This is a genomic window from Virgibacillus subterraneus (assembly GCF_900110695.1).
Classification (GTDB): domain Bacteria; phylum Bacillota; class Bacilli; order Bacillales; family Amphibacillaceae; genus Lentibacillus; species Lentibacillus subterraneus.
The window spans coordinates 1,008,438-1,021,466 of the sequence record NZ_FOEH01000001.1 but is presented as its reverse complement, the minus strand read 5'-3'; the positions used below and the strand labels follow the sequence as shown (position 1 = coordinate 1,021,466).

Sequence of the window (13,029 nt, the reverse complement as noted above, 5' to 3'; positions counted from 1 at the left end):
TAAAACAGCGGCTTGATTAATAATAATCAAGCCGCTGTAAACTCTATTAAGGTATGATGAGCCTTACCTGAAATAGATCAAATATAGATTCGACAACATCTTCCAATTCAGTTGTTTCTTCATCTTGAGACGAATCTCCATCATTTTCCTCATCCGTTGTGTCATTTGAATTAGGATCCGTTTCATTATCTGATTCTGATTCCGTTTCTGTTTCTGTTTCTTCTTTCTTATTATCGGTTGCGTTCTCATCGGTATTACTATCGGTTTTTTCTTTCTCTTCAGAGGACGCTTTCTTTTCTGTTTCTGTAATGCTATCCTTCAAACTGGTTATGCTATCGGTTATTGTACTGGTCTTTTTTTGTATGGATTCCTCTTTCACTTTTAAACTATTAACTTTTTCTTTAACTTCTTCAGTTTCTTTCGTTACCTTTTCAACGCTTTCCTTTATTGTTTTAATATCTATTTCAGATTTGGTAGTTTCATTCGACTCCGTTTCATCAGATTTAGCTTCAGCTCCATCATTATTGGTTTCGGTCATCTCTAATAATTTAGAGAAAACTTCCGCTTGTTCCCGTTCACTTTCATTTGCGGGAGAATGCTTTTCGGTTAGTTTAGTAAGCTTTTCTTGTTTAGTGTTTATACTATTTTCAAGATCCTTAACCAATCGGGATGATTCGTCGACTAAGCTCGAAAACGTTCCGGAAACATCTTGAAATGATTGCAATTCTTTTTCCATTCTTTCTGTTAAGGCAACCAAATTATTCAATTTATCGGTGACTCCATCTTCAATTTCTTTTTTTAGAAGATTTTTAGTATCTTCTATCAAGTTTACTAATTCATCCGATGGTGTACCATTTTTTACTTTTTCATATGTCTCTGTTGCCTTATCTATTAATTCTCCAACTGCGCCAAGTTTCTGTTTATCATTTTCCAGTTCCTCTTTTATTTGATCCAGTTTGCTTTGCTCTTCTTGCTCCTCTTCTAGAATTTCCTTTATTTTCTCTTTAGTCGTCGGACTATAGTCTGGTAATTTCCCACATTCGCTTTTATAACAAGCTTCAATTTTTGTATTCGGCAAGGAAATGTCCGAAACCGTTTGCTTGGAAACCTTCATTACAACATTTGTTAGACAAACCCAACCCACTTTACTAGGGGCACATAAACCACCAATATTTGGAGGAGTGCCATCTATTGTTTCTGCATACAAATTCTGCACATGAATTGGTCCTGGTGATTTAATTCGTATCACCATTGGTTCCTGTTCCCCTCCAGTTTCGAGAACCTTCGTAATGGTTAACCCGTGGATAACTCCTTCCTTAATTTTTACTTTACCCTGCAGTGCACCCACTAGATCCATCTGGCCATCTACCTTTTTCGTTTCGATAATAAAACCGCCACTATTTCCATTATCTTTAGAACTATCTTCACTGTCAGTGTCAGCCGAAACGTTAGTTGTTCCTGCAGGCATTAAGGAAAATCCAAATACAAGTATGAAAATGAAACTGATTAAAGCAGTATTTTTCATATTTTATTCCCCTAGTTAACAAATTAAACGTACGATACAACATTAAGCCTGGACTGTCTTAACTTCTTTATCTTCCATGAATTCATTCGGTACTTCATCCTGGTCTTGTTGTTTTTTGTTTGGCACAACTCCCCTAATGGTAACTTCTTGCTTCTCCCAGGCAATGGACAGCGCTCCACCAATAATGCCTATTATCGTACCTATCACAAATCCTCCTAGTGCTCCCATTACTGAAAGTATAGACAGAAATATAGTGACGACACCAAACACAGTTGAGAATTGCGGGTATATATAATCTAAAATTCCCATGATTAAAATTAAGCCACCAAATAAAAAGCCAATAAATACAAAACTTCCAGGAATAAACGCAATAGAATAAAGGTGTAATGGTATATACAAAATCATTAGCCCTGCTAAGAAAATTAAACTCGCACCCCAAAAAGGTCTTTTGTTTCGCCACTTCCGAAATTTTCCACCATTAGCTATTTTACGGTGTTTTCCCTGTAACTTTTCTTCCTTTTTTAAAGCCTTTGCTTCTTTTCTACTCATATTTATCCCCTCCCATTGAGGATTTATTGATGTGTCATATCCGGTTCATCAATTTTCTCGACATAAATTTTGGTTCCATCCAAACTGACCACACTTTGAAATAGGTAGTCCGTAACTAACTTAGCATCCTTAATCGTAATTGTTTTAGCATCTTGCGACCAATTAGTTGAGAAATCTTCAGTATTTTGTTCTTTAATTGCCAATTCATTAAAGCTTAAATCAGCATCAATCATACGGGCATCTTGAATCAGACCGCTGATTTTGGTAGGACCTGAGGCTCGTATATGAACCCTTACCCAGCCACCTGTTGGCATTTTGATATCCTTATAAATGTGTAAATTCTTAATCTCCACTTCTTCTATCTTGTTTCGGATCATCGGTTCAGCATCAGAGTCACCTGTTTCACCAATGTGCGGTAATAACTGAAATCCCTTACCATTCAATTCATCAAATTCTACATAAAAGTCACCAATTCCACCAAGTGGTAATGCAAACGCTGTTCCGGTGAACCCGAACACAGACATAAGTCCTCCAAGCCCCAAAAAGCCAGCGAATAAAGCAATAAAAAACTTCTTTTTCCACGTTCTACCTACTGTTTCTTTCCTCTCTTCACCCAAACTTCACACCCCTTTGCACCTATTATCACACAAATTGTATTGTTATCGCTTACATTTAAAGACTAATTAAAGACTGAAATAAACTTAATTGATACGTCAGCACCAATCAAGTAAGTTCAAATTTATTCCCTCCTTTCCCTTTTACTGAATTAAGCAAAAATTCTTTAATATTATTATAAGATAGAAACAATACAAAAAAAACCCGACAATTATAGGTAATTTTCTATTTAGACCTACTTTATAATGTAAGAAAATTATGATTTATATACCAGTACCCTGTTTTCAGTGATAGGAAACCCACCCGGGTACAACATTTTGGATCTTACCCCTATTTTTGTCGGTTGTGAACTTGCATGATTTAAATATAAGTAACAATGCTAAATATACAGCATTTCATATCTTTATTTATTGAGAGTAATAATTACAAAGGTCTCCTTTCATTGAAACAATCAGGTTTATTTATTATTGTTAAAAGGTATTGTTAGAAAACTTGCTTAATCGTTAATGGGATTCTTATGTGTTTTAGAGCCTTCTATATTGGAGTACAAACTTTAATACAATAAGAAATTATCTATACTTTCTTACTGCATAAGAAGGATTTATACTATTTCTATAGAATAACTTGTAGATACCCTTTAAAACTTCACAGTCAATATTTCAAGGGCTTTGCATAGAATAGCTTTATGAAAGGGGAAAAGAGTTATGTCCCTAACCTTAAACAGTCAAATGATTAGGTTATTTAATAGTGGCCTTGAGATTGTTAAAACACATCAGCAGCAGATACTACTAGAGTGGGAAAATGTTCTTGCTCACCTGCAAGGGGGAGAAAAATCAACAAAAAATGTTGAAGATACAATCAGCTTTTTTGCAGAGTATTTTTTTGCAAAAGAAGACGATGAAACAGATGGTTATCAATTAAATGCTATTACACTTAAGCCTGTATCACTTCAAACAAATCAGTTTATTATTACATTATTAGAAAATGCCGTTCATAAGGTCATCCAAAAAAAGGAAAATCATTCATATCATGACCATCAGGCAGTTCAATATCTATTTTCAACGATTAGTGATGACATACTTAAACAACCATATCATCAATATTTTACGATTGATTCCTTTATAAAAAATCTTGTTTCCTCCAATCAATTACCAATTGAATGGGCAGCTATTACTATTAAAAAAGAACAATCTCATACGGTGGAGAAGTGGTTTAATAACTTAAGTCAGGATTTGTTATTAGGAAGCGATGAGTTGAAGGCCGATACAATTTATTCATTAACTGAATTATTACTGAATCAAATGCCTGAAAATAGTAAAGCCAAATACAATGTTATGACAATCCCATATGAAGACCTAACGCTATTAGTATGTGTTAACCATCACGATACTTCTCATATTATGCCGTTCATCACATATGCCCTGCAAACATTTCAATACGGAAAAGATACATTTAAAGAAAATAAACAAGAACAACAATGGAAAGATTCTGTCATCATGTTCAATGAAACCATTATGCGTTCTAGAACTTATAACGAAGCTGTGGAAAATATAACAGCTGGGTTTGTTAATTATTTGCCTTTCGAACGTTGCGCACTTTTCTCCTATTCTGTTTATGATCAAATGGGATTCGGGTTATTTGGTCACCGTCTTGACAATAAGGCGATTCAGAATATTACAGAGGACATTAGTAATCTGCCGTTAATCCAAAATAATCTGCGCATATTAGAATTGTTTGGAAAAAGTATGAGTTACCTACAACCGATTTACATGGAAGATGCAACTCTTGGATTCCCTGACCAATACGTTCAGCAATTCGGACTGAATTCAGTCGTGGTTGCACCAATCTATGTATCTTCCAGCAGCAAGCTTTTAGGCGCAGCTATTCTAGATCAAGGTCGTGGTAAACACTTTAAAGTAGCTCAAGAGACGTTTTCAGCACTAACAAAATTTGGTCAGAGCGCTGGTGAAATTCTATCGAAACATCAGAATGATCGACATGATGACAAACAACATACAGGTGAATTACGTCTGTCACCACGTGAAATCGAGGTTCTGAAGCTTATGGCTCAGGGTGCTTCCACCATTGAAGCTGCAAGCAACCTAAATTTAAGTGAATACACTGTTCGTGACTATATCTCTGCCATTATACAAAAAATGGACACTAAAAACCGTACTGAATCGGTAGCAAAGGCTATTCGCGAAGGTCTAATATAGACAAGATTAATAAGTAGTGGATAGCCAATATCCACTACTTGTTTAGCAGTTAAAACTTAAAAAATTATATAAACTTTCTTACTGCATAATTGTAACTAAGGCTTTCGCCAAATAGGTTTGCACTTCAGAGTATAAGGTATTCTAAGAAAGCCAAGTTTTCTAATCTTATGCATTTCCTGCTGTTGCACCAGTTTCCATTTGTGAATTTGTCGGACGATCCTCTGCATATAATTCTTCAATTATATTCTTATACTTATTTTCTATAACATTGACTCGCATAGATAACTTGGGGGTCAATTCACCGGTTTCGACTGTCCACTGCTCACCAATAATAACTACCTTTTTAGGTTTTTCATATTCAGCAAGGTCTTTTGTATGTTCTTTTACTTTGTCTTCAATTAGGTCCTTGACAATCTTATGACGGCAAATTTCATCTAGTGACTCTGAACGGATACCGTTTTGTTTCGCCCATGGTAATAAGGTTTCAAAATCAGGGTTAACCAGACAGATAATGTACTTCCGCTGATCACCAATGACAAGGGATTGCTCAATAAAAATGTTTTCACTGACAGCATTTTCGATTACTTGTGGTGCAACATTTTTTCCAGTAGATAAGACAAGAATTCGCTTTTTCCGATCGATTATTTTTAAGTAGTTATCTTCATCAAGTTCCCCAATATCTCCCGTGTATAGCCAATCATCTTCAAACGCGTTTGCTGTTGCTTCTTCATTATTATAATACCCTTTCATCACACTTGGTCCTCTAACAAGCACTTCTCCATCAGCTGCTATACGAACATCCAAATTCGGCATTACCTTTCCAACTGTCCCCACTTTAGCACGTACCATCGGATTTGTGGTAATAACTGGAGAAGTTTCAGTAAGCCCATATCCTTCTAATATCGGTAAATCAATTGCCCAGAAAAATCGTGCAACATCAGGGTTTAGCGTTCCACCACCAGAAACCATGCCACGAATTCTGCCACCTAGCTCTTTCTTTACCTTTTGATAAACAAGTCGTTCAGCAATTTTCCATTTCCGCATAAAATCGCTCGGCATAACCTCTCCCAGAATCAACTCATTTACAGGAGCGTTCAGGTATCTTTCATATCGCTCTATACCAATATTAATCGCCCAATTGAAAACTTTTTGTTTAATTGGAGTCCCATTATCAATTTCATCAAGCACCTTTGCATACACTTTCTCAAACAATCTCGGGACGCTCGTCAAAACCGTTGGGCTAATTTCCTTTAGATTCTCCTGAATTGTATCAATACTCTCAGCATAAGCAATCGTTGTACCGACTGATAAAGGCATATAATAACCTGCCATACGTTCGAACACATGTGATAACGGTAAATAGGACAGCGTAAGATCCTCTGGCAGCAATTCAATCAGCCAAAATTGAACTGCCTCCATATTTGACAGAAAATTACCATGGGATAGCATTACACCATTTGGTTTACCTGTCGTTCCAGAAGTATGGATAATGGTTGTCAGCTGATCACGATTTATCTTTTGCCATCTTTCTTCCCAGTCTGGGATTCTGTTTTCTTCTCCTGTTTTTTCTAATTTAAAAAATGATAAATTTGATTCTGTTGAAGAGAAGCTCTCACCAGGGTACATCGTAATTATGTTTTCCACATTAGCATCCCCAGCTAAAACTTTATCTCGTTGTTCTTCATTTTCAACAACGACTGTTCTAACATCGGCATTCTTTATAATATATGCAACCTGTTCAGACGGCAAAGTTGGATAAACAGGTACACTTACCGCCCTTAAACTTGCTGCTGCGAAGTCTGTAATCCCCCACATTGGATTACTATTAGATAAAATAGCAACTTTGTCATTTTCTCCTATGCCAAGGTGATTTAGTCCCGATGCAGCATCGTAAATTCGATTCCAAAACTTCTGATATGTGATATGCTGATATGTCCCACTTTCCTTCCATAACAATGCATCTTTTTCTGGAAATCTTTCAACTGTTCTATGAAGCATTTCCAGTAAATTATTCGGTTTCATGAGAACCCTCCCCGTTTTTTCTCCCATTCACATGATCTCGCCAACTTTCAAAAAACACCCATTCTAAAACGAAAATGAATTAAGCACTGTTTGCAGTTTTAAAGCAAGCCCCATATTTCCATTAATTTTCAACTTTCCACTCATAAATGCTGCAGTTGGATTCAGGGTCCCGGCAACCATCTCTCTGAAATCATCACTATCAATCGTCAATGTAACTTGTGCCTCATATTCTTCGCCTTGAGCAATACGTGAACCAGCTTCATCAATTATCATTTGGTATGTTCCGCCATCATCCCCCTGCAAATTGAATTGATATATCCCCTCCTTCCCTTGCGTGGCCGATAGATTATATTTCAACGCTGCATCAATCATTTCGAACACTTCCACTGAGCTAGGCTTTACTAACTCCGACATATAAAGTCCTCCTTTTATAACCGTTCTATTATTGTCGCAGTTGCCATTCCGAATCCGATACACATAACTTGAAGACCATATTTACCATTCTTGTCTTCTAATCTATGAAGTAATGTTGTCGTAAGCTTGGCACCACTCGCACCTAGAGGATGACCTAGGGCAATTGCACCACCACGGGCATTCACTTTGCTCATATCTGGATTCAATTCCCTTTCCCACGCCTTTACAACGGATGCAAATGCTTCGTTTATTTCAATAGCATCTATCTGCTCCAGGTTTAACCCTGCCTTTTTTAATACCTTTCGTGTAGCCGGAATAACACCTGTCAGCATAAGGACAGGATCCTCTCCGACAACTGCACGAGCAATGATTCGCGCTCTTGGTTTTACCCCTAATTGCATGGCTTTCTCCCTGGACATAAGCAGCAGACCTGCTGCACCATCACTCACTTGACTTGAATTTCCAGCAGTAACAACACCACCATCAGGTTGAAATGAAGGAGTCAAACTAGCTAACTTATCCATAGAAGTGGTTCTTCGTATCCCTTCATCTTGGTAAAAGGTCTCTTCCCCATTTTCTTTTTTTACATTAATAGGTAAGATTTCCCGTTCGAAATCACCGTTATCTGCAGATTCTGCAGCCCGTCGGTGACTTTCTAATGACAGTTCATCCAACTCTTCACGGGAGAGTGCCCATTTTTCTGCAATCATTTCAGCCGAAAATCCTTGTGGGACAATGTTAAAACGATCAACTAGTTCACTGCTGAAACTCCCCATATCACTTCCCATCGAGACGCGCGACATATTTTCAACACCACATGCAATCGTAATATCTGCATCCCCTGCCAATATTGTCTGCGCAGCATTGTGAATGGCTTGCTGGCTCGATCCGCACATCCGATTTAGTGAATAAGCGGGAACTTCAACAGGGAATCCGGCAGCAAGCACTGCCATACGTCCAATATTCCCGCCTTGTTCACTAGTCATAGTGACACATCCTGTTACAACATCGTCTACCTCATTTGCATCTACACCACTTCGATTTACAAGCTCTTTAAGAATCGGTGCGAGTATATCGACAGGATGTGTTTGTATTAACATACCTTTTTTACGACCTGCAGCTGTTCGGATTGCATCAACTATAACTGCTTCTGTCATAGTAACCCCCCTAATCAATATGTGAATAGTTCAATGCCGCCAGACACGTTCATACCGATTCCAGTAATATAATTTGCTTTATCTGATACCAAAAAGGTGATGGCATTGGCGATATCTTCTGGCTCGCCAGCACGTTTTAATGCTGTCCGGTCAATCATTCGATCATTCATTTTTGCATTTCCCATATTAAATGCCTCTGTCCCGATAATCCCAGGCACTATCGCATTGACGTTAATACCGTATTTCGCTCCTTCCAATGCCATGCTTTTTGTTAAGCTTAAAAGACCACCCTTTGTGGCAGAATAGCTTGCCTGGCCAAAACCACCAAGCGTTCCAGCGACAGAAGACATATTAATAATCCGGCCAAATTGCTGTTCTTTCATATATGGCCACACCGCCTTTGTACAATTGTAAGAGCCTGTCAGGTTAACAGTTAGATCACGATCCCATAGATCATCATTTTGATTTTCAATTTGTGACACGTGGTCTAACGTACCAGCATTATTCACAAGAATGTCGATCCTGCCAAACTCTTCTTTTACTTTAGCGAATACTTCTTTAATTTGATTACGATCCGTTACATCCATTTTCACAGCAAACGATTGCCTTCCCATTGCCTGGATTTCCTTTGCAGTTTGATCAGCGTACATTACCTTTGTGCTTTGCATGACCTGTGCAATCGGACCAAATCGCTCCGCCTCCTGTTCACTAGTTTCATCTGATTCGATTAAAATGTCTGTAATAACAACATCTGCTCCAGCTTCAGCCAAGGCAAGTGCGTCTGCACGACCCAAGCCACGTGACGCTCCTGTTACGACAGCTACTTTCCCTTTTAACATTTCATTCCAGGATGACAAATAGATCCCACCTTTTCTAAAACCTTACATTCTATTTAGTTAAGGAATCGCGCCTTTTCTTTTTGAAAAAATGCTGCAAGCCCGATACTTGGTTCCTCTGTCAAAAACGTATCAGCAAATGCAGTTGCTTCCACTTCAAATCCTTCTTCTATCGACCCTTCTGCTGCATTAATTGCATGTTTAGCGAGTCCCATTGCATGCACAGCTCCTTCTGCCAGCTTTTCAGCAAACGCAGTTGTATCCGCTTTCAGTTCATCAGGTATAGCAGCATGATTAATAAGGCCTGCTTCTTCTGCTTCCTTCGCTTCTAACTGTTTTGCAGTGAAAATCAACTCCATAGCCTTTGCCCGCCCCAATAATCGCATCATTCTCTGGGTCCCACCTGCACCTGGGATGAGACCAAGCGATAATTCGGTTAATCCGATTCGCCCTTTTCCCATAAAACGAAAATCGCATGCCATCGCCAGTTCACAACCACCTCCGAGTGCATGACCATTGATTGCTGCAATTACTGGTTTAGGCATTGTAGCGAAGCGATGAAAACATGCTTGCATTCGTGCGCTTTGTCTGGCAATCGTATTTTCCGATTCATCATTAGTACTTTGTTGTATCATTCCTTTTAAATCTGCTCCGGCTAGGAATATTTTCTCGTGGTTGGAAGTAAGAACGACCACTCGAACCGAATTATCTTCGGTTAGTTCATCCACTGCGGATTCAAGTTCTTCCATTAATTCTTCTCCAATGGCGTTAACGGGGGGATTATCTATGGTGATCCATGTGACCCCCTTGTTCCGTTTATCTATTTTAATAGTTTGATAGGACACAATACCACTCCTCACTATACTTTTATTCCATATGGAGCATATTGACGACGTGCTATCACAAGGTGTTGTACTTGGTTTGTTCCTTCAAAAATATCGAACACTTTCACATCACGGTATAATTTTTCAACTGGATGGCCATCTAGCCCGTCAGGACCTAAAAGTTCCAGGCATTTTGAACACACATCAAGCGACATTTTCCCAGAATAAGCTTTACACATTGCTGCTTCTTTCGCATTGGCTAAACCCAAATCAGCTTTCCATGCAGCTTCCCATGTTAACAGCCGTGCTGCTGCAATATCCTGTTCAACTTCTGCTAGAATTTCAGATGCTAGCAGAAAATACCTGCCCTGTTTCGGATAGTCTCGTTGTACAATATCCAATGTATATTCATAGGCTGCACGCGCTATCCCGATTGCCATTGCAGCGACAATTGGTCGTGTACTGTCAAATGTTTTCATAGCTACCTGGAATCCTGTTTGTTTAGAATTACTCGTTTCGTAAACTTGTTCTCCCCCAAGTAAATTTTCTTGTGGGACAAAGCAATCTTCTAGTAAAAGTTCTGCTGTTTCATTTGCTCGCAGTCCCATTTTCTTTGCTAGTCGTGTACAGCTGAAACCTGATGTTCCCTTTTCGACCACAAATGCACGTTGGCCAGCACGTCCACGTGAAGCATCAACCGTTGCAAACACAACAACCCATGAAGCGCGTTCACCATTCGTAATAAATATTTTTTGGCCGTTTAAGATATAACCGCCTGCAACTTTCTTTGCTGTTGTTCGAATGCCTGACGCATCCGAACCTGCCTCAGGCTCTGTTAAAGCATATGCTCCCCATCTCGGTTTATCTTTTGTAAAAATAGATAAAAAGCGCTTTTTTTGCTCAGGTGTTCCACTACTTTCCACAGGAGGTCCACCTAGACCTGCTCCAGGAAGTGATAATGTAACAGCAGGATCTCCCCAGGCCATTTCCTCTGTTGCTAAAACACCCATACGGTTTCCTTCCCGTTCTTTTTTAGAGTCCTTAGCTGACGTTTTTTGGGTACTATTTTCACTGAAAGATGATGTGTTTAAGTGGATACCCATTCTGTTTACATTGTCGAGCCAATCATCAGGAACTCTTTCCATTTTTTCTGCTTTCATTGCAATTGGCCGTATTTCATTAGCCGCAAACCAATGAGTCATTTCCTTAATTTGCTTTTGCTGCTCCGATAACTCAAACGAAATCATTGCAATGCTCCTTCTTTTGTACCAGCGATAATTTGTTCACCACGCTGAAAAAGTAAATCCTTTTCCCTTCCATACAAGGAAACCTGTGCTTGAGCATCCCGCATCCATTTCTCTACAGGGAATTCTTGCACAAAGCCATGCCCTCCAAGCAATTGAACTGCTGAATCCGTAATATAACGAACAGAACGATGGGCACGATATAACGCCCGAGAAGCTAATCCATCTGACTCTGAACCCTGTTCATCTGCTTTAATAGCAGCTTCTTTTACAAGGTGATTCGAAATTCTTGTTTCCATTGCCATTGAAGCGATTCGAAACGACACCCCTTGAAACTTTGCAATTACTTGACCAAATGCTTTCCGTTCCGCCGTGTACTCTGTAACATAATCAAGTGCAGCCTCCATTAAACCGACTTCTTTTGCCGCCTGTAATATTCGAATCCGTGTACGAACCTGTCTAAGTAAATCATCGGCTGTATAACCTTCTGCCACCACACAGTTTTTGGGAATATATACACCATCAAAAGAAAACCGCCCAAGTCCAGAAGCAAGTAACCCTAGGCGGTAATCACCTTGTTCAACCGTCCAATGATTGTGATTATCTAACCAGAGAATAACACTTTTCCCTTGTGAATTTTTCGCTGCAACTATCATATATTCAGCAAAGGACGCCATTCGAACTGGTTGTGAAGTTCCCTGTAGGATATACCCATCAGCTTCTTCTGTAATAAATAATCGGTCCTCTCTAACTTCATCGGTATTGACAGTGTTTACAAAAGCTGCAGTTCCATGATTGATTTGCACATCTTTTGTTAAGTTCGTAACTGTACTCTCCGGAAGAATACGTATTATAGAAGCTGCATCATTAGCGCCTGGTAACCCTTGAACAACATCGAGATCCCCATAACTGAGCGCTTGAACTAATTGCACTTGTGTAATTAACGGTAATTCTAACCCTTCAAAATATTCAGGTAACTCCAGCGATAAAAAACCCAGTTCTGCTAATTCGTTAATCAGGTTTTTATCAACATGACGGTTTTGTTCGCATTCGCGTGCAATCGGACGAATTTTATCTTTTGCAATATTTTTGGCCACTTCGATAAAAGATGTTTCCTCTTCTGTCGGGCGAAACGAAATCACATAGGCTCCTCCTTTTTTTGCTTTAACATATCAGGAGTGAACATTTATTTCGCTGCCTGATTATATGACGCGAGAATATCCTGCAATTTTAACGCGAGTCCCATATTTCCTTTGATTTTCAATCGTCCTGTCATAAATGCTTGTGTGCCATTTAACTTTCCATCAACCATTTTCTTAAAATCATCCGTGAACATATTCATTGTACAATCAGCATCCTCTATCTCACCTTCTGCGGCGTAACAATCATCATCATTAAATACGATATGGTATGTGCCTGATTCATCTCCGTTTAAATTAAACTGATAAATTGCTTTCATCCCTTTTGCACGTCTTGGATCATCTTTTATTGCCGAATCAATCTCCTTAAAAATCTCTTGTAATTCTGCCATTTAGCATCCTCCTTAAAGAATAAATAGTATGTAAAAAGCGTAGACCTAAATGAAAATAAAATATATTCCTTATTATGTCGGGTTCTTAATTTCCGT

The 13,029-nt window shown here is 38.8% G+C and carries 12 protein-coding genes; 1 reads left to right on the top strand and 11 read right to left on the bottom strand.

All coding sequences use genetic code 11. The annotated features are described in order from the left end of the window. Positions 1 to 46: 46 nt before the first annotated feature. Genes BMY13_RS04755 through BMY13_RS04745 form a run of 3 tightly spaced genes read right to left on the bottom strand, consistent with a single transcriptional unit; the run spans position 47 to position 2,691 of the window. Entirely contained in the window at positions 47 to 1,525 is a 1,479-nt protein-coding gene (locus tag BMY13_RS04755; RefSeq protein WP_092502926.1) for a hypothetical protein, read from the bottom strand. 42 nt (positions 1,526 to 1,567) lie between these two features. Beyond that, the gene (locus BMY13_RS04750) at positions 1,568 to 2,074 is read right to left on the bottom strand and encodes a DUF6114 domain-containing protein (RefSeq protein ID WP_175476709.1); all 507 of its coding nucleotides are present in this window, start codon (positions 2,072 to 2,074) and stop codon (positions 1,568 to 1,570) included. Positions 2,075 to 2,097: 23 nt separating this feature from the next. Then, positions 2,098 to 2,691, bottom strand: a complete 594-nt coding sequence (locus BMY13_RS04745; RefSeq protein WP_092491869.1) for a DUF6230 family protein — start codon at positions 2,689 to 2,691, stop codon at positions 2,098 to 2,100. Positions 2,692 to 3,393: 702 nt separating this feature from the next. On the opposite strand from BMY13_RS04745, the gene BMY13_RS04740 reads away from it, so the two are divergent. Beyond that, positions 3,394 to 4,905: a LuxR C-terminal-related transcriptional regulator gene (locus tag BMY13_RS04740; protein ID WP_092502924.1), complete on the top strand. Its 1,512-nt coding sequence runs from the start codon at positions 3,394 to 3,396 to the stop codon at positions 4,903 to 4,905. A gap of 165 nt (positions 4,906 to 5,070) precedes the next feature. Here BMY13_RS04740 and BMY13_RS04735 read toward each other — a convergent pair whose 3' ends face one another. The 8 genes from BMY13_RS04735 to BMY13_RS04700 form a co-directional block, all read right to left on the bottom strand. After that, positions 5,071 to 6,927, bottom strand: a complete 1,857-nt coding sequence (locus BMY13_RS04735; protein ID WP_092502922.1) for an AMP-dependent synthetase/ligase — start codon at positions 6,925 to 6,927, stop codon at positions 5,071 to 5,073. Positions 6,928 to 6,990: 63 nt separating this feature from the next. Beyond that, the gene (locus BMY13_RS04730) at positions 6,991 to 7,341 is read right to left on the bottom strand and encodes an SCP2 sterol-binding domain-containing protein (protein WP_092502920.1); all 351 of its coding nucleotides are present in this window, start codon (positions 7,339 to 7,341) and stop codon (positions 6,991 to 6,993) included. A 14-nt stretch (positions 7,342 to 7,355) separates the two neighbouring features. After that, positions 7,356 to 8,498, bottom strand: coding sequence for a thiolase family protein (locus BMY13_RS04725; protein WP_092502917.1), 1,143 nt, complete (start codon positions 8,496 to 8,498; stop codon positions 7,356 to 7,358). Between the two features lie 14 nt (positions 8,499 to 8,512). Continuing rightward, the gene (locus BMY13_RS04720; RefSeq protein WP_092502915.1) at positions 8,513 to 9,355 is read right to left on the bottom strand and encodes an SDR family NAD(P)-dependent oxidoreductase; all 843 of its coding nucleotides are present in this window, start codon (positions 9,353 to 9,355) and stop codon (positions 8,513 to 8,515) included. A 35-nt stretch (positions 9,356 to 9,390) separates the two neighbouring features. After that, positions 9,391 to 10,179, bottom strand: a complete 789-nt coding sequence (locus BMY13_RS04715; protein WP_092502914.1) for an enoyl-CoA hydratase/isomerase family protein — start codon at positions 10,177 to 10,179, stop codon at positions 9,391 to 9,393. 14 nt (positions 10,180 to 10,193) lie between these two features. Continuing rightward, complete coding sequence (locus tag BMY13_RS04710; protein WP_092502912.1) at positions 10,194 to 11,405, bottom strand: acyl-CoA dehydrogenase family protein; 1,212 nt, start codon at positions 11,403 to 11,405, stop codon at positions 10,194 to 10,196. Next, on the bottom strand, positions 11,402 to 12,544 hold the full coding sequence (locus tag BMY13_RS04705; RefSeq protein WP_092502910.1) for an acyl-CoA dehydrogenase family protein: 1,143 nt from the start codon (positions 12,542 to 12,544) through the stop codon (positions 11,402 to 11,404). Before BMY13_RS04705 ends, BMY13_RS04710 begins: the two co-directional genes overlap by 4 nt. Positions 12,545 to 12,588: 44 nt before the next feature. After that, complete coding sequence (locus BMY13_RS04700) at positions 12,589 to 12,933, bottom strand: SCP2 sterol-binding domain-containing protein (RefSeq protein WP_092502908.1); 345 nt, start codon at positions 12,931 to 12,933, stop codon at positions 12,589 to 12,591. Positions 12,934 to 13,029: the final 96 nt, after the last annotated feature.